Here is a 17,197-nt window from a genome sequence, read left to right on the forward strand (position 1 = left end):
CTAGTCGCCGCTCATGCGCCCCACGGCGCAGCTGGCGAAGGACTTGGCCTTGGCGCTGGCGGAACGCAGACCGGAGACCGAGCCCACCTCGGGGTAGCCCATGCTGGCCAGCTTTGCCGCGACCGCTTCGCGGGCGCTATCCGGGGCATGGACTTCCACGGCGCCGCCTTCCACATCGACCTCGGCTTCAGTGACGCCTTCGACCTGCATCAGGCCCTTGCGGATGGAGCTGGCGCAGCCGCCACACTTGATGTTCTCGACCTCGATTTTCATCAACGTTTCCTCCGGAAACTGGGGTTTGTACGACTCATTATGTACGATTCCGCATCTGCATAAACGTTCACGAGATCCGACCATGCCCGCCTATCGTTCCCGCACCACCACCCACGGCCGCAACATGGCCGGCGCCCGCGCCCTGTGGCGCGCCACCGGCATGAAGGATGGCGACTTCGGCAAGCCGATCATCGCCATCGCCAACTCCTTCACCCAGTTCGTGCCCGGGCACGTGCACCTGAAGGATCTGGGCCAGCTGGTCGCCGGCGAAGTGGAGAAGGCCGGTGGTGTGGCCAAGGAGTTCAACACCATCGCGGTGGATGACGGTATCGCGATGGGCCACGGCGGGATGCTCTATTCGCTGCCCTCGCGCGAGATTATCGCCGATTCGGTGGAGTACATGGTCAATGCCCACTGCGCCGATGCGCTGGTGTGCATCTCGAACTGCGACAAGATCACCCCGGGCATGCTGATGGCCGCGATGCGTCTGAACATCCCGGTGGTCTTCGTCTCCGGCGGCCCGATGGAGGCTGGCAAGGTGAAGGCCCCGGGTACCGACAACGTGATCCACCTGGATCTGGTGGATGCGATGGTCAAGGCCGCGGACTCCAGCGCCAGCGACGAGGAGGTGGAGGCCATCGAGCGCTCCGCCTGCCCGACCTGTGGATCCTGCTCCGGCATGTTCACCGCCAACTCGATGAACTGCCTGACCGAGGCCCTGGGCCTGTCGCTGCCGGGCAACGGCTCGCTGCTGGCCACCCATGCCGGGCGCAAGTCGCTGTTCGAACAGGCTGGAAAGCGTGTGGTCGAGCTCGCGAAGCGCTACTACGAGCAGGACGACGAATCCGTGCTGCCGCGTTCGATCGCCACCTTCGAGGCCTTCGAGAACGCGATGAGCCTGGACATCGCGATGGGCGGCTCCACCAATACCGTGCTGCATCTGCTGGCGGCCGCGCGCGAGGGCGACGTGGACTTCACCATGGCGGATATCGACCGCCTGTCGCGCAAGGTCCCGAACCTGTGCAAGGTGGCGCCGGCCACCCAGCTCTATCACATGGAGGACGTGCACCGCGCCGGTGGCGTGGTCGGCATCCTGGCCGAGCTGGACCGTGGTGGGCTGATCCACCGCGATATCCCGACGGTCCACGCCGACACCATGGGCCAGGCGCTGGAGCAGTGGGATGTGATGCGCCACGCCGCTGCCTCCGAGACCCTGTACAAGGCCGCGCCGGGCGGCGTGCCCACTCAGGTCGCGTTCAGCCAGGACAAGACCTGGGACAGCCTCGACATCGACCGCGAGAACGGCTGTATCCGCGATATCGAACATGCCTACTCCCAGGACGGCGGCCTGGCCGTGCTCTACGGCAACATGGCCCCGGACGGCTGCATCGTGAAGACCGCGGGGGTCGACGCGAGCATCCTGAAGTTCTCCGGCCCCGCGCGGGTGTTCGAGAGCCAGGACGCGGCCGTCGAGGCGATCCTCGGTGACCGCATCCAGGCGGGTGACGTCGTGATCATCCGCTACGAGGGTCCGAAGGGCGGCCCCGGCATGCAGGAGATGCTCTACCCGACCTCGTATCTGAAGTCCAAGGGGCTGGGCAAGGAATGCGCGCTGATCACCGACGGGCGCTTCTCCGGCGGTACTTCCGGGCTGTCCATCGGCCACGTCTCCCCGGAGGCCGCGCAGGGCGGCGCGATCGGCCTGATCGAGGAGGGCGACACCATCGTGATCGACATCCCCGGGCGCGAGATCCGCATCGACGTCGACGACGCCACCCTGGCAGCCCGGCGCGAGGCGATGGAGGCCCGTGGCGCGAAGGCCTGGAAGCCCGAGTCGCGGACCCGCCCGGTCACCCAGGCCCTGCGCGCCTACGCCCTGATGACGACCTCCGCCGCCTCCGGCGCGGTGCGTGATATCTCCCGCTTCGAGGACTGACCGAGGGCTACCAGCAGGGTCGTAGGATGCGTTGAGCGGCAGCGAAACGCATCATGCTTGCCATTGGTGTCCGAATCGATGCGTTTCGCTGCCGCTCAACGCATCCTAGGGTTCTTCGCTACGGTCGGGATGACCGAGACGGCCTGGAACGAAAAAACCAAACGACCGAACCACAGGGAGGTGGGGATGGCGATTACCGACTGGCCCGCGGCCGAGCGTCCGCGGGAGAAGCTGATTGAGCGGGGCGCGGCCGCGCTTTCCGATGCGGAACTGCTGGCGATCTTCCTGCGCACCGGCGTGGCCGGCAAGAGCGCGGTCGATGTCGCCCGCGATCTGCTCAGCCGCTTCGGCGGGCTGCGGCCCCTGCTGCAGGCCGATCAGGCGGGGTTCTGCGCGGCGCCGGGGCTGGGGGACGCCAAGTACGCCCAGCTCCAGGCGGTGCTCGAGATGGGTCGGCGGCACCTCGCCGCCGACCTGGAGCGTGGTGATGCGTTGACCTCGCCGACTGCCACCCGCCAGTTCCTTGCGGCGCGTCTGCGCGACTATCCCTTCGAGGTCTTCGCGGTCCTGTTCCTGGATAACCGCCATCGGGTGATCGCCTTCGAGGAGCTGTTCCGCGGCACGATTGACGGCGCCGCCGTGCACCCGCGCGAGGTCGTGCGGCGTGTGCTGCACCACAATGCGGCCGCGGTGATCCTTGCCCACAACCACCCGTCCGGGGTGGCCGAGCCCTCGGGCTCGGATATCGCGATCACCCGGCGTTTGACCGAGGCCCTCGGGCTGGTGGATGTGCGGATACTCGATCACGTGGTGATCGCCGACACCCCCGTATCCATGGCTGAACGGGGGCTGCTGTAGACCCTGGCTAGCTTGCCAGGCGCCGCCAGAGGGTCTCGATTGGCCCGGGGCCGATGTAGCGTTGCCAGAGCAGGGAGAAGGTGATCTGGAACACCCAGATCGCCAGCACGATGCCGAGCAGTTCGAGGTGCCCGAACTGCGAGAACAGGCCGAGCCCGATCCCGTAGAAGATCATCGCGGCGAGGATCGACTGGCCGATGTAGTTGGTCAGCGCGAGGCGGCCGACCGCCTCGAGGGCGCGGATGACGCCTGGCAGGATCCGCCGACGCCCGTCGGGGTGGGCCAGCAGGATCACCAGGGCGACCCAGGCCAGGGCAATCGCGACACTGCCCCACAGGTTGGCGATGCGGCCCAGGAACATCGAGTAGCGCAGATCCCACTCCACGGCCGTGTTGAACCACAGCCCCGCCAGTACCAGCGGGATGCCGGCGCCCAGTCCGGCCAGCACGACACGCCGGTAACCAGTCAGTGACCAGCTCCCGTGAAGGAAGCCGAGCCGCAGCAGGGCCATGCCGATGAACATCATCGCGAGCATCTGCCACAGGCGCTCGGAGAAGAACATCCACAGCTGCGCGGTCAGGGCACCGGTCGCCCGCTCGCCGGTCGCGGCCAGCCAGTGCAGCGACATCCGGTTGAGTTCGTCGCTGACGACATCGGCCCCGGGCTGCCAGTAGCGCTCGTTGAGCGTCTGCAGCCAGTGCTCGGGGACAAGGAAGATCAGGATCGCGCTCAGAACGAGCCAGAGCGCGGTCAGCCCGCCGATCAGGGCGACCCCGAGGCCCAGCAGGGTCATCGGCGGGTGGTCGCGAAAATGCATGGCCACCAGTCCGCACACCGCGTATGCCGCGAGGATGTCGCCGGGCCACAGGATCAGCCCGTGTGCCAGCCCGATCAGGAACAGCCAGCCCATGCGGCGGCGAAAGCGCTGCTCGAAGGTGTCGGCCGGATGGCGCGAACCCGAGGCCATCAGCACGATCCCGGCCCCGAACAGCAGGGTCAGCATGCTGATGAACTTCTCGTCCGCCAGCACGTGGACCACGACCCAGGCGATCCAGTCCGCCAGCGGGAGGGGGCCGAGAGCCATCGGATTCAGGTATTCGCTGGAGATGCGTCCGAACGACTGGATGTTCATCACCAGGATGCCGAGGATCGCGACTCCGCGCAGCACATCCAGAACGATCACGCGTTCCGGTGCGGACGGGGACGTATTGGCGGGCAGGATCCGGGCCATGGAGTGAGACATTCCGTGCTGTGCGGCCCTTCGGTAGCCGGACGGAAGGTGTGGCCGGCCGGGGCAGGGCAGGGTGGCCCTGCAGGATAGGCGATGGTGCCCGGGGGCGTTCAAGGCCCCCGGGCCAATGGTCGTTTATCCGCGGATCTCCCAGTGTCCGGGTTCGTCCGGGCAAGCCGTACCGGTGTGGCGTTCGCCGTCGATCATCATCTCGAAGTCGCGGCAGCCGCTGTCGCGAACGCGCCCCGGCGTCATGTGCACCGGCTGCCCATTGGCATTGTCCCAGTAGACGGGCTGTCCGGGCTCGGCCAGTTCCAGGGCATGTCCCATGCAGGCCTGGTCATTGCGGTCCATCTGGCGTCCGATCATGCCGCCCAGGACCGCGCCCCCCGCCGCCCCGATCAGAATGGCCACCGGATCGCCGTCGCCGACCTGGTGGCCGATGACGGCGCCGGCACCGCCGCCAATCGCCGCGCCGATTGCGTCGCGGTTGCAGCGGCCGTCCATCACGCCGTAGTCGTGTTCCCAGCGGTCAACACTGTAGCCGTGGTACCCGGCATACCCCGGGTCGTTCTGCGCGCGCCAGCCGTGGGCCGGTGCCCAGGGCGGTGGGGCGGCCAGGGTGTCGGCGGCGAAGCCGAACAGCATCGCGGCCGCCAGCGCCTTCAGATGAGTGGGTACACCGCGTCGGGAATGGTTGCGTTTCCGTGCCATGGTCCGTCTCCTTTCGACCGTGCTCGGCCCCAGCCTCGCGCGGGGTCGCTGAACGGTTCTTTAACGGGGAATGGCGGTTTTCGGAAACGTGAAGGGCGTCAATGCCGGGGTGTGTACGGGTTCACGGAGTCGCATGCTCGAGGGCCTGCTCCAGCGCCCGTAGCAAGGCATCCACCTGAGCCTCGGTGTGGGCGGCGGACAGGGTGATGCGCAGCCGTGCCTGGCCCTCGGGGACTGTGGGCGGACGGATCGCCGGGACCAGAAACCCGGCGGCCAGCAGCCTCTCGGCCACGTCGCTAGCGCGGTGGGCGTCACCGATCTGGACCGGCTGGATGGGGGTCAACGGAGGCGGGTGCTGCAGGCCGAGCCGGTCCAGGCCCGCCCCCAGGCGCTGGAGCAGGTCCTGCAGGTGCGCCCGCCGATCCGTTGCGGCCTCGGCGATGCGCACGGACGCCAGCGTTGCGGCGGCGAGGGCGGCCGGCATCGCGGTGGTATAGATGTAGGGCCGGGCGGTCTGGATCAGGGTCTCGATCAGGGCTTCGGAGCCGGCAACGAAGGCCCCGGCGGCGCCGAATCCCTTACCCAGCGTGCCCATCAGGATCGGCACATCGTCCGCGCCGAGGCCGTGGTGCTGGCAGCTGCCGCCACCGGTCGCGCCCAGCACCGACAGGCCGTGGGCGTCATCCACCATCAGCCAGGCATCGAACTCGCGCGCCAGCGCGGCTAGCTCCGGCAGGGGTGCGATATCCCCGTCCATGGAGAACACCCCGTCGGTGACGACCAGCCGATGCCCGCGATCGGGAGCCCGCTCCAGGCGATCGCGCAGGTGCCCGGGATCGGCATGACGATAGCGCTGGCTGCGCGCGCCGGCCAGGCGCACGGCATCGATCAGCGAGGCATGGTTCCAGCGGTCCTCGAACACCGTGTCGTGGCGGCCGGCCAGCGTCTGTACCAGCGCCAGGTTGGCCATGTAGCCGGTCGAGAACAGCAGCGCGCGCTCGCGCCCGGTGAAGCGCGCCAGCGCCTGCTCCAGTTCCACATGGGCGCGGGTGTGGCCGTTGATCAGATGGGCGGCCCCGGCCCCAAACCCGTAGCGGTCGAGGGCCTCGCGGGCGGCGGCGGCGACGGCCGGATCGGCCGCCAGACCCAGGTAGTCGTTGGAGCAAAAGGCGACGATCGATTTACCGTCGATGACCTGCTCCGGCTGCTGCGGCCCGTCCAGCGTGCGCAGACGGCGCCAGCGACCGTCCGTGCGCACGCGGTCGAGGCGGGCCTGCAGAAAGGCCTGCAGCGTCTCGCTCATGGTGAATGGCTCATGGTGAATCGCTCACGGCCGCAGCCCGGCGCGCAGGAAGATCGGCCAGTGGACGCGGGCGGTGATGTCCGTATTCGGCCACAGCGCGCGCAGGGCCGGCTCCAGCACGGCCAGCGGATCCTGGCCGGCCGCCTGCGCGCGGCGGATGGCTGACCAGGTGCCGAGGTAGCCGAGCAGGGTGTCGCGGCCCCATTCGCGGTCGATCCGAAACTCGGGCGTCTCGATCTCCGGCCAGGGGAACGGCAGGTCGCGGTAGTGGCTGCGGATATGGCTGCGTTCTTCCGGCCACCAGGGCGCCAGGGTGGTGTCGTGAAAGTCGGTCAGCAGGCGGTCCAGCGCCGGGTCCTCGGCGCGCAGGATGCCGTAGCCCCAGATCGCCAGCAGGCCGCCCGGGCGCAGGACGCGTGCAACCTCGTCATGGAACTCGGCGTGGCGAAACCAGTGCGCGGCCTGGGCGACGCAGGCGAGATCCACCGAGGTATCGGCCAGTGCGCAGGCCTCGGCGGCGCAGGCTACTCGGTTGATCCCGGCTGTCGCCGGCAGAGCGGCCAGCAGGGCTGGGGCGGCATCGGTCGCTACGACCTGGGAGAAGTGAGGCTGCAGGCCCTGCGCGGCCTGGCCATTGCCGCTGGCGCAGTCCCAGGCCTGTTCGTGGTGCGGGGTGCGCGCGGCCAGCCAGTCAAAGAGATCGGCGGGGTAGTCCGGGCGGTGGCGGGCATACGCCGCCGCCACCGCCGAGAAATGATCGGGAAAGTCGCCCGCCACTGGCCGGTCGGCATCAGGCCGATGCGGAGGCGGGCCGGTCCGATTCCCCGGGGGCTTCCGGGCCGGCCTCCGGGCGCAGGCCGAGGCGTTCGAACAGCGCGAGGTCGTGGTTCTCGCCGGGGTTCGGTGTGGTCAGCAGGGTGTCGCCGTAGAACAGCGAGTTGGCGCCGGCCAGGAAGCACAGGGCCTGCATCTCGTCGGACATCTCGGTGCGCCCGGCGGACAGGCGCACGTAGGAGGCCGGCATCAGGATGCGGGTCACGGCGATGGTGCGCACGAACTCCAGCGGGTCGAGGTCCTCGATCCCGTGCAGTGGGGTGCCCTCGACCTGGATCAGCTGGTTGATCGGGACCGACTCCGGGTGCTTCGGCAGGTTGGCCATCTGCTGCAGCAGGCGCGCGCGGTCGCGGCGCGACTCGCCCATGCCGAGGATGCCGCCGCAGCAGACGTTCATGCCGGCCTCGCGCACGTGCTCCAGGGTCTCCAGACGGTCATCGTAGGTGCGGGTGGAGATGATGTGGCCGTAGAACTCCGGCGAGGTGTCGAGGTTGTGGTTGTAGTAGTCCAGCCCCGCCTCGGACAGGCGCTTCGCCTGCTCGGCCTTCAGCATGCCGAGGGTCATGCAGGTCTCCAGACCCTCGTCCTTGACCGCGCGCACCATCTCGATCACGCGCTCCAGGTTCTTGTCGGTGGGGTTGCGCCAGGCGGCACCCATGCAGAAGCGGGTCGCGCCCTGGGCGCGGGCGTTGCGCGCGGCCTCGAGCACTTCCTCCAGCGGCAGCAGGCGTTCGCGTTCCAGCTCCACGTCGTGGTGCGCGCTCTGCGGGCAGTAGGCGCAGTCCTCCGGGCAGGCCCCGGTCTTGATCGACAGCAGGGTGCTTACCTGAACCGCGTTGGGGTCAAAGTGCTCGCGGTGCACCGTCTGCGCGCGAAAGATCAGGTCGTTCAGCGGCAGGTCGAGCAGGGCCTCGACCTCGTCGGTGTTCCAGTCGTGGCGGGGCGTGCTCATGAGTGTGGCTCCTTGTCGGCTTCCGCCGGGATGGCGACATCGGCCCAGGGTTCGCGGTAGACGCGGAACAGGGCGTAGACCGTCCACGGCAGCAGGATGGCGGCAGCCACGGCCCAATAGGCGCGGTAGTAGGCCAGATCCGGCGGAAAGAAGGTGGCGACCCCGATCAGCAGGCCCATCAGCGCGTAGTAGCGATAGGCCGCCCACTGCGTGAAATGGCCCACGCGCGGATCGGGGTGGTGCTTGTTCAGGGCGTACACCAGCATGGAGGCGCCAAACCACAGCACTAGCGGCACGATGCCCATGATCGCGGCAATGATGAAGCCGACTCCGACCCCCTCGCTGCTGACCACAAACAGCGGGATGCCGGCAATCGACACGCTGATCAGATTGCCGACGTCGAACATCGCGGCGGCGCGCCGCGAACTGCGTGCGGAGACGGTCTTGGTCGCCATGGACTACCCTGAATGCAAAAGCGGAAGCATACCATCATGGCTCATCCCCCTTCAGCCACGCCGGGGCAAACTGGAGAGCGATCGGGCGCGCTGCGTGCGCTGAGCGCCTGGGCGGCCCGGGCGCTGTATCCCGACCACTGTGGCTTGTGTCTGGCCCCGTTGCCGGAGGGCGGGGCCATCTGTCCTGCCTGCCGCAAGGACCTGGTGCGGGTGGAGGCCCCGTGCCCGGGTTGCGCGGCACCCCTGCCGGCGACAGTGGCCTGCCCCGCCTGTCAGCGCCGCCCTCCGGCAGTAGACGCCCTGCGGGCGCCATGGGCCTATGCCTGGCCGCTGGATCGGGTGCTGCTGGCCTACAAGCGCAGCGGCCACGCCCGCGCTGAACGGATCCTCGTGGACCTGGCCGCACAGGCAGCCCGCGAACGCCGGGATGTGCCGACACCGTTGCCTACCCGCGTGGTGCCCGTTCCATTGCACCCCTCGCGCCTGCGCGAGCGCGGGTTCAATCAGTGCGAGCCGCTGGCGCGGTGCGTCGCCGAGGTCCTGGGGCTCCCGCTGGATACCGCATGCGTTCGCCGCGTACGGGCCACGCCTTCGCAGCAGACGCTGAGTGGTCCTCAGCGGCGCCGGAACCTGCGCGATGCGTTTGCCGTAAAGATGGCGCTGGCGGGCGAACGGGTGCTGTTGGTGGACGATGTGGTCACGACCGGGGCGACCCTGGATGCGCTGGCCTGTGCGCTGCGGGCGGCGGGAGCCGCGTCGGTCGAGGGCTTGGCACTTGCTCGCGCGTAAGCGCGTTAGCCTCCCAGATGGTGATCCGCGATCATCGCGAGCATCACCACGGCGCCGAGATAGTGGTTGTTCTTGAATGCCCGCAGGCAGTCGGCCGGCTCGCGTTCGGCGATCAGGAACTGCTGGTAGAACATCAGCATCGCCACGATCACCAGCCCCGCCGTGTAGTAGCCGCCGAGCCCGGCATGCTGGCCGATCAGGTACAGCCCCAGCCAGACGAGTATCTGCAGCCCAGCCGTGATCAGCCGGTCCATCTCGCCGAATGCGATCGCAGTGGACTTCACCCCGATCTTCAGGTCGTCCTCGCGGTCCACCATGCCGTAGAAGGTGTCATATACCACGGTCCAGGCCAGCACGGTCACGTACAGCAGCCAGGCGAGCGGGGGCGGGTGGTCCCCGGTGACCGCGGTAAAGGCCATGGGCACCGCCCAGGCGAAGGCCGCGCCCAGGTGCACCTGCGGAAAGTGGTGGAAGCGCTTGGCGAAGGGATAGGTGGCGGCCAGCACCACTGCGACCAGGGAATAGAGAATGGTCAGCAGGTTGGTGAACAGCACCAGCACGAAGGCGGTCAGCGCCAGCACGGCGAAGGTTGCCAGGGCCTCGTTCGGGGTGATGGTGCCCAGTGCCAGCGGGCGGTCGCGCGTGCGGGCGACATGGGCGTCGAAGTCGCGGTCCGCGTAGTCGTTGATCGCACAGCCGGCCGAGCGCATCAGCACGACGCCGGCAACGAAGATGAAGATCAGCGAACCCGGCGGCCAGCCCTCGGCTGCGATCCAGAGCGCCCACAGAGTCGGCCACAGCAGCAGATAGATGCCGACAGGCCGGTCCAGGCGGACCAGTCGGGCCAGTTCCCACAGGCGTGCACGTGCGTCCATGGCGGCCAAGCTTACCAGCCCGGCGCGCCGGATGGATGAGGAAGGGGGCGGGTCGGGCAATCCCCGGCCCGATCGTGCTGGGGGCCGGCGCTCAGTCCGCGGTCAGCGGGAACAGGGTCAGTTCTACACGCCGGTTCAGCGCGCGGCCCTCGGCGGTTTCGTTGGTCGCGATGGGCTGATGCGGCCCGAAGCCGACGGTGTCGACGCGCACCGACTGGACGCCGCGCCGTATCAGGGCGCGCCCGACGCTCTGAGCGCGCCGTTCCGACAGGTCCATGTTGTACTCGACGCGTCCGGTGATGTCGGTATGGCCGGCGACCTCGATACCGGTCTGGTCGTATTCGGCCAGGACCAGCGCCACCGAGTTCAGCACCTCCTCGAACTCCGGTTTGATGTCGGTGCGGTCGATATCGAAGGTGATGTGCCCGGGCATGTTCAGGATGATGTTGTCGCCGTCGCGGGTCACGCTGACACCGGTTCCCCGCAGCTGCTCGCGCAGCTCGGCCTCCTGGCGGTCCATGTAGTTGCCGATCGCACCGCCGGCCAGGGCCCCGATCCCGGCCCCGATCATCGCGCGCTGGGTGCGGTTGCGGCGGCTGGTGATGCTGCCGACCACGGCCCCGGCAGCCGCGCCGACACCGGCGCCGATGGCCGTGCGCGATACCCGCTCCTCGCCGGTATAGGGATCCGTGGTGGTACAGCCGATGGCGAAGGTCAGAAAACCGACCAGTACCAGAACACCAATGCGCGAGATCATGCTTGCCCCCCAGCCGGGAAGGAACTCCCGGGTTTCAGTCTGCGCCCACGGGCGCGCTCGGGAACAGGATTGCGCCGTTGCTTGAACGGAAGGTGAACCGGGCGTCAGGCCGTGTCGTTTTCGTGACGCAGTTGGCGCAATACCGGGGTGGTGTCGGGGTGGATGCCGCGCCAGGTCGCGAAGGCCTCGGCGGCCTGCTCGACCAGCATGCCCAGGCCGTCGGACGTCTGCCGGCAGCCAGCATCCCGGGCCCAGTCAAGGAACCGGGCCGCACCGGGGCCGTAGACCAGGTCGTAGGCCAGGCTGTCCGGGTGCACCAGCGTCGCGGGTAGGTTCAGCCCCGCGTCGGACAGGCCGGCGGCGGTGGCGTTGATGACCAGATCGAACGGGCCGGCGGGCAGGGCGTCGAGGCCGCAGGCGGAGAGCTCGGTATCGATCGCCAGGTCGGCGAAGTCCTCGGCCAGTGCCTCGGCCCGCGCCGCAGTGCGGTTGGCGATCACCAGCTGTGCGGGGTGGCGCTCCAGCAGGGGCTGCAGCAGCCCGCGGGTCGCGCCGCCGGCCCCGAGGATCAGGATGCGCCGGCCGGGCACCTCGCCACCCAGGCGGTCGAGGTCGCGGCAGAAGCCGATGCCGTCGGTGTTGTCGCCGTGGAGCTGGCGCTCGTCGTCGCGCCAGAGGGTGTTCACGGCGCCGGCGCGCCGGGCGCGGTCGGTCAGGACCCGGGCCAGGGCGAACGCCTCTTCCTTGAACGGGACGGTCACGTTCAGGCCGCGGAACCCGGAGGAGAACCATGCCCAGACCTCCTCGGCGAACTGACCCGGGGTGCCCAGCAGGGCCTCGTAGGTCAGGTGCTGCCCGGTCTGTTCGGCGAATAGGGCATGGATGCGCGGCGACAGCGAATGGCGGATCGGGTTGCCGACCACGCCATAACGATCGGGGCGCGGCTCGCTCATCGGGCCGCGTCCTCCGTCAGCCATTCGGCCACGGTGCGGGCGTAGTAGGTGAGGATGCCGTCGGCCCCGGCGCGCTTCATGCCGGTCAGGGCCTCCAGCACGCAGGCGCGCTCGTCCAGCCAGCCGCGTTCGGCGGCGGCCTTGAGCATCGCGTACTCGCCGGAGACGTGATAGACGAAGGTCGGGCGCTGGAACTCGTCGCGAATCCGGCGGACCACGTCCAGGTACGGCATCCCCGGCTTGACCATCACCATGTCGGCGCCCTCGGCCAGGTCGAGCGCGACCTCGTGCAGGGCCTCATCGCCGTTGGCCGGGTCCATCTGGTAGGTCTCCTTGCCGCCCTTGCCCAGATTGCTGGCTGAGCCCACCGCATCGCGGAACGGCCCGTAGAAGGCCGAGGCGTACTTGGCGGAGTAGGCGAGGATGCGCGTGTGCACGTGCCCGCCATCTTCCAGCGCGGTGCGGATCGCGCCGATGCGCCCGTCCATCATGTCGGAGGGGGCGACCACGTCGGCCCCGGCCGCGGCATGCGACAGCGCCTGCTTCACCAGCGCCTCGACGGTGATGTCGTTCACCACGTAGCCGTCATCGTCGATGATGCCGTCCTGGCCGTGGGTGGTGAACGGGTCCAGGGCGACGTCGGTGATCACGCCGAGCTCGGGGTGGGCCTGCTTCAGGGCGCGTACCGCGCGCTGGGCCAGGCCCTCGGGGTTCCAGGCCTCGGCGGCATCCAGGCTCTTCTTCTCGCCCGGGACCACCGGGAACAGGGCCAGCGCCGGGATGCCGAGGCGCACGGCGGCGGCCGCCTCCTCCAGCAGCAGGTCGATGCTGACGCGCTCCACGCCGGGCATCGACGGCACCGCCTCGCGCACCCCTTCGCCCTCGGTGACGAACACCGGCAGGATCAGGTCGTCCGCGCGCAGGTGATGCTCGCGCATCAGGCGGCGGGAGAAGGCGTCGCGGCGCATGCGGCGCGGACGGCCGGCGGGATAGGGGGCGATCGGTGCGGTCATGCGGGTCGTCCTTGTTGGTGGGTCAGCCGGCGGACTCGGCCAGCCAGTCGCGCGGCTTCAGATAGCGCTCGTAGAGTTCGGCCTCGGGCGTGCCGGCCTCCGGCTGGTAGTTGTATTCCCAGCGCACCAGCGGCGGCAGCGACATCAGGATCGACTCGGTGCGCCCGCCCGACTGCAGGCCGAACAGGGTACCGCGGTCGTAGACCAGATTGAACTCGACATAGCGCCCGCGCCGGTAGAGCTGGAACTGGCGCTCGCGCTCGCCGTATTCGGTCGCGTGGCGACGCTCGACGATCGGGCCATAGGCATCCAGATAGGCATTGCCGACGCTCTGCATGTAGCCGAAGGCGTGCTCGAAGCCGCCCTCGCTGAAGTCGTCGAAGAACAGCCCGCCGACGCCGCGCGGCTCGTCGCGGTGCTTGAGATGAAAGTACTCGTCGCACCACTGCTTGTGCGCCGGGTAGAGGTGCTCGCCGAACGGACGACAGGCGGCCTCGGCCGTGCGGTGCCAGTGGATGCAGTCCTCGTCGAAACCGTAGTACGGGGTCAGGTCGAAGCCGCCGCCGAACCACCAGATCGGCTCCTCGCCGGGCTTATCCGCGATGAAGAAGCGCACATTCGCGTGCGAGGTCGGCACATACGGATTGTGCGGGTGGATCACCAGCGACACGCCGGTGGCCTGGAACGAGCGTCCGGCCATCTCCGGGCGGTGCGCGGTGGCCGAGGCCGGGAGGTTGTCGCCCATCACATGGGAGAAGTTGACCCCGGCCTGCTCGAAGACCCGCCCCTCGTGCATTACACGGGTGCGGCCGCCGCCGCCGGCCGGGCGTTCCCAGGCGTCCTCCTGGAAGCGGGCCTGGCCGTCCAGGCCCTCGAGACCCTGGCAGATGCGGTCCTGCAGGCCCTGCAGGTAGTCGATGACACGGTCGATGGAGACGTGGTCCTGGCTCATGCTGCGTCCCGGTTGGTTATTCGTGGGTATCCGGCGCGCCCCGGAGCCAGGCCCCGGTGCGGGCATCGCGGATCGTGCTGGGTGCGGTGCGCCCGCCACATTCTGCCTGCAGGATCGCGTCGATGCCCGTCCCGAGCTGCGTGTTCACGCAGTCCCAGGTGCGGCAGGGCTCTATGCCCGCGCGGTTGGCGCTGGTGGAGACCAGGGGGCTGCCCGCGGCCGCGCACAGCGCGCGCGTCTCCGGGTGGGCGGTGACGCGTACCGCGAGGCTGTCGTGTTCGCCGCGCAGCAGCGGCGGGCAGGCATCGGTGACGGGTAGCAGCCAGGTGGTCGGCCCAGGCCAGCTGGCGTCGATCTCGGCCCGGCGTTCGGCCGGTAGCGGCGCCAGCCAGGGCGCGAGGCGATCCAGCCGGTCGGTGACCACAATCAGTCCCTTGGTGGCCGGGCGGCCCTTGATCTCGAGGATGCGATCGATCGCCCGGGGGTCATCCGGGCGGCAGCCAAGGCCGAAGACCGCCTCGGTGGGGTAGGCGACCACACCGCCGTCGCGCACGGACTGCGCGACGGGCTCGATCTCGGGGGTTAGCAGCGGTTGGCTATTCGGATCCACGGTCGCCGGAGGGCTGGGCACTCAGGCGGCTGTCGCCGCTGCCGGATTTCGCGCTACCAGACTTGGCGGTCGAAGCCTTCTTCGCCGGGGCCTTCTTCGACGTGCTCGTCTTCTTTGCGGTGGCCTTTTTCGTGCCCGTCTTGCTGGCGGCCTTCTTGGTGGTGGCTGCCTTTTTCGTGGTCGTCTTCTTTGCGGTCGACGACTTGGAGGCGGTCTTCCCGGAGGACTTGCCGGTCGACTTGGCCGCCCCCTTGCGGCCGCGGCCCTTGCGTTCCGGGGCGGCGGCGATCAGTTCCTGGCACTGCTCCAGCGTCAGGGACTTGGGATCGGTCTCCTTGGGGATCTTGGCGTTCTTGTTGCCGTCGGTCACGTAAGGGCCGTAGCGCCCGTTGAGGACCTGGATGCCCTCTTCGTCGAAGCTCTTGATGAAGCGTTCGGCGTCCTTCTTCTTCTTCTCGGCGACGATCTCCAGCGCGCGCGGCAGCTCGATGGTCCAGACGTCGTCGTCCGGGCCGAGGGAGGCGTACTTGGAGCCGTACTTCACGTACGGTCCGAAGCGGCCGATGTTGACCATCACCGGCTCGCCCTCGGGCGTCTCGCCGAGGTCGCGCGGAAGCTTGAATAGCTCCAGCGCCTCGTCGAGGGTGATCTTGTCCATCTTCTGCCCGGGCAGCAGGCCGGCGAAGCGCGGCTTCTCCTCGTCGTCCTTGGTGCCGATCTGCACGATCGGGCCGAAACGGCCCAGGCGCACGCTGACCGGGCGTCCGCTCTGCGGATCGGGGCCCAGTTCGCGCGACTGCACGGCCTCGGCGCGAGTGACGTTTTCTTCCTTCTCCTTCACCCGGTCGCGGAAGTCGCCCCAGAAATCCTCCAGCACCGGGACCCAGTCCTTCTCGCCGCGCGAGATCGCGTCCAGCTCGTCTTCCAGCTTCGCGGTGAAGTCGTAGTCCACGTAGCGGTCGAAGTGCTGGGTCAGGAAGCTGTTCACGATCCGGCCGGTGTCGGTCGGGATGAAGCGCTTGCCGTCCATCTCCACGTACTCGCGCGACTGCAGCGTGGAGATGATGCTGGCGTAGGTGGACGGACGGCCGATGCCGTATTCCTCCAGCGTCTTCACCAGGCTGGCCTCGGTGTAGCGCGGCGGCGGCTCGGTGAAGTGCTGGTCGGCGGTGACCTCTTCCAGCTGGACCGTGTCGCCCTCGGCCATTTCCGGCAGGCGCTTGTCCTCGTCGTCATCCTGCGCGTCGTCGCGGCCCTCCTGGTAGACGGCGATGAAGCCGGGGTCGACCAGGGTGGAGCCGGTGGCGCGGAACTGGTGTCGGCTGTCACCCGGGACCAGGTCGGCGGCCACGGTGTCGAAGGTCGCGTGGATCATCTGGCAGGCGACGGTGCGCTTCCAGATCAGGTCGTACAGCCGGGCCTGGTCACTGCTCAGGCGGGCGCGGACCTCGTTCGGCAGGCGGCGCACGGAGGTCGGGCGGATAGCCTCGTGGGCCTCCTGCGCGTTCTTCGACTTGGTCTTGTACTGGCGCGGGCTGTCGGGGACGTTGTTGGCGCCATAGCGCTCCTCGATCAGGCCGCGGATCTCGCCAATCGCCTCGCCGGCCAGGGCCACCGAGTCGGTACGCATATAGGTGATCAGGCCGATCGCGCCGGAGCCCAGATCGATGCCTTCATACAGCTGCTGCGCGGTGCGCATGGTGCGCGATGCGGTGAAGCCCAGCTTGCGCGAGGCCTCCTGCTGCAGGGTCGAGGTGGTGAACGGCGCGGCCGGGTTGCGGCGGCGCTGCTTCTTCTCGACCTTGGCGACACGCAGCTCGCCGTTCGCGGCCTCGGTCAGGCGCTTCTGGGCGTCATGTGCGAGTTCGGCGCTGTTCAGGTCGAACTGGTCCAGCTTGTTGCCGTCCAGGTAGGTCAGGCGCGCGGTGAACGGCTGCTCCTGGCGCTCGACCTTCGCATCCAGGGTCCAGTATTCGCGCGGGACGAAGGCCTCGATCTCGTTCTCGCGCTCGCAGATCATGCGCAGTGCCGGGCTTTGCACGCGCCCGGCGGACAGGCCGCGCTTGATCTTGCGCCACAGCAGCGGGGAGAGGTTGAAGCCGACCAGGTAGTCCAGCGCGCGGCGCGCCTGCTGGGCATCGATCAGCGGCTTGGCCAGGTCGCGCGGTTCCTCGATCGCCTGCTGGATCGCCTTCTTGGTGATCTCGTGGAACACGACCCGATGCACGCCACGATCGTCTAGCAGGCCGCGGTCACGCAGCACCTCGTAGAGATGCCAGGAGATTGCCTCGCCTTCACGGTCGGGGTCAGTCGCGAGGATCAGGTCATCGGATTTCTTCAGCGCCTTGGCGATCGCCTCGATCTGCTTTTCGCTGCGCTCGATCACGTCGTACTTCATGCGGAACCCGTTTTCCGGGTCCACCGCCCCTTCCTTGGGGACCAGGTCGCGGACATGGCCATAGGAGGCCATGACCTGGTAGTCCGGGCCGAGATATTTTTCGATGGTCTTGCCCTTGGCGGGCGACTCTACAATGACGAGGTGCTTGCTCATGTCGCTCGGGACCGTCTCCGTGGCAGCGGGTTCCGTATCGGGGCGATCGCGGTCGCATGGCAGCGACCGGGTTCACGGGCGCTAAAGACTAGAGGAGGAAAACGCCCGTGGCTACCGCATTGTCTGCGGAGGACGGTGGAC

The 17,197-nt window shown here is 68.6% G+C and carries 17 protein-coding genes; 3 read left to right on the top strand and 14 right to left on the bottom strand.

Going from position 1 to position 17,197, the window contains the following annotated elements; genetic code table 11:
* On the bottom strand, nt 1–273 hold the full coding sequence (locus tag F468_RS0109955; protein WP_012983655.1) for a heavy-metal-associated domain-containing protein: 273 nt from the start codon (nt 271–273) through the stop codon (nt 1–3).
* Nucleotides 274–355: 82 nt separating this feature from the next.
* Here F468_RS0109955 and ilvD point away from each other — a divergent pair, with 82 nt between their 5' ends.
* Both ilvD and radC read left to right on the top strand, forming a co-directional pair.
* On the top strand, nt 356–2,209 hold the full coding sequence (ilvD, locus tag F468_RS0109960) for a dihydroxy-acid dehydratase (protein ID WP_018995066.1): 1,854 nt from the start codon (nt 356–358) through the stop codon (nt 2,207–2,209).
* A gap of 186 nt (nt 2,210–2,395) precedes the next feature.
* A complete protein-coding gene (radC, locus tag F468_RS0109965; protein ID WP_018995067.1) occupies nt 2,396–3,067 on the top strand; it encodes a DNA repair protein RadC in 672 nt (223 codons plus the stop codon).
* Nucleotides 3,068–3,074: 7 nt separating this feature from the next.
* On the opposite strand, the gene F468_RS0109970 is transcribed toward radC, so the two are convergent.
* The 6 genes from F468_RS0109970 to F468_RS0109995 form a co-directional block, all read right to left on the bottom strand.
* The gene (locus F468_RS0109970) at nt 3,075–4,298 is read right to left on the bottom strand and encodes a DUF418 domain-containing protein (protein WP_018995068.1); all 1,224 of its coding nucleotides are present in this window, start codon (nt 4,296–4,298) and stop codon (nt 3,075–3,077) included.
* Between the two features lie 135 nt (nt 4,299–4,433).
* Nucleotides 4,434–5,012 carry a glycine zipper domain-containing protein gene (locus F468_RS0109975; protein ID WP_012983651.1) on the bottom strand — a complete coding sequence of 193 codons (579 nt, stop codon included), beginning with the start codon at nt 5,010–5,012 and terminating at the stop codon, nt 4,434–4,436.
* Between the two features lie 121 nt (nt 5,013–5,133).
* Nucleotides 5,134–6,315: an 8-amino-7-oxononanoate synthase gene (gene bioF, locus F468_RS0109980; protein ID WP_018995069.1), complete on the bottom strand. Its 1,182-nt coding sequence runs from the start codon at nt 6,313–6,315 to the stop codon at nt 5,134–5,136.
* 24 nt (nt 6,316–6,339) lie between these two features.
* A complete protein-coding gene (locus F468_RS0109985) occupies nt 6,340–7,092 on the bottom strand; it encodes a class I SAM-dependent methyltransferase (protein WP_018138923.1) in 753 nt (250 codons plus the stop codon).
* Nucleotides 7,093–7,105: 13 nt separating this feature from the next.
* Nucleotides 7,106–8,101 (bottom strand): biotin synthase BioB, encoded by a 996-nt coding sequence (gene bioB, locus F468_RS0109990; RefSeq protein ID WP_018174893.1) that lies wholly within the window; start codon nt 8,099–8,101, stop codon nt 7,106–7,108.
* On the bottom strand, nt 8,098–8,556 hold the full coding sequence (locus tag F468_RS0109995) for a hypothetical protein (protein WP_012983647.1): 459 nt from the start codon (nt 8,554–8,556) through the stop codon (nt 8,098–8,100). Before F468_RS0109995 ends, bioB begins: the two co-directional genes overlap by 4 nt.
* A 36-nt stretch (nt 8,557–8,592) precedes the next feature.
* Here F468_RS0109995 and F468_RS14735 point away from each other — a divergent pair, with 36 nt between their 5' ends.
* Nucleotides 8,593–9,345, top strand: a complete 753-nt coding sequence (locus F468_RS14735) for a ComF family protein (protein WP_255349414.1) — start codon at nt 8,593–8,595, stop codon at nt 9,343–9,345.
* A 5-nt stretch (nt 9,346–9,350) separates the two neighbouring features.
* Here the strand turns inward: F468_RS14735 and ubiA are convergent, their stop codons facing one another.
* From ubiA to F468_RS0110035, 7 genes are all read right to left on the bottom strand, one after another.
* Complete coding sequence (gene ubiA, locus F468_RS0110005; RefSeq protein ID WP_018993203.1) at nt 9,351–10,220, bottom strand: 4-hydroxybenzoate octaprenyltransferase; 870 nt, start codon at nt 10,218–10,220, stop codon at nt 9,351–9,353.
* Between the two features lie 91 nt (nt 10,221–10,311).
* A complete protein-coding gene (locus F468_RS0110010) occupies nt 10,312–10,977 on the bottom strand; it encodes an OmpA family protein (RefSeq protein WP_012983644.1) in 666 nt (221 codons plus the stop codon).
* 104 nt (nt 10,978–11,081) lie between these two features.
* A complete protein-coding gene (gene aroE / locus F468_RS0110015) occupies nt 11,082–11,930 on the bottom strand; it encodes a shikimate dehydrogenase (RefSeq protein WP_012983643.1) in 849 nt (282 codons plus the stop codon).
* Nucleotides 11,927–12,943, bottom strand: coding sequence for a porphobilinogen synthase (gene hemB / locus F468_RS0110020; protein WP_012983642.1), 1,017 nt, complete (start codon nt 12,941–12,943; stop codon nt 11,927–11,929). The genes aroE and hemB overlap by 4 nt, the downstream gene beginning before the upstream one ends.
* Nucleotides 12,944–12,965: 22 nt before the next feature.
* Nucleotides 12,966–13,895 carry an oxygen-dependent coproporphyrinogen oxidase gene (hemF, locus tag F468_RS0110025; protein ID WP_018995071.1) on the bottom strand — a complete coding sequence of 310 codons (930 nt, stop codon included), beginning with the start codon at nt 13,893–13,895 and terminating at the stop codon, nt 12,966–12,968.
* A gap of 16 nt (nt 13,896–13,911) precedes the next feature.
* On the bottom strand, nt 13,912–14,505 hold the full coding sequence (locus F468_RS0110030) for an L-threonylcarbamoyladenylate synthase (RefSeq protein ID WP_018995072.1): 594 nt from the start codon (nt 14,503–14,505) through the stop codon (nt 13,912–13,914).
* Complete coding sequence (locus tag F468_RS0110035; protein ID WP_012983639.1) at nt 14,492–17,056, bottom strand: DNA topoisomerase I; 2,565 nt, start codon at nt 17,054–17,056, stop codon at nt 14,492–14,494. Before F468_RS0110035 ends, F468_RS0110030 begins: the two co-directional genes overlap by 14 nt.
* Nucleotides 17,057–17,197: the final 141 nt, after the last annotated feature.

The organism is Thioalkalivibrio sp. ALJ2 (genome assembly GCF_000378325.1).
Classification (GTDB): domain Bacteria; phylum Pseudomonadota; class Gammaproteobacteria; order Ectothiorhodospirales; family Ectothiorhodospiraceae; genus Thioalkalivibrio.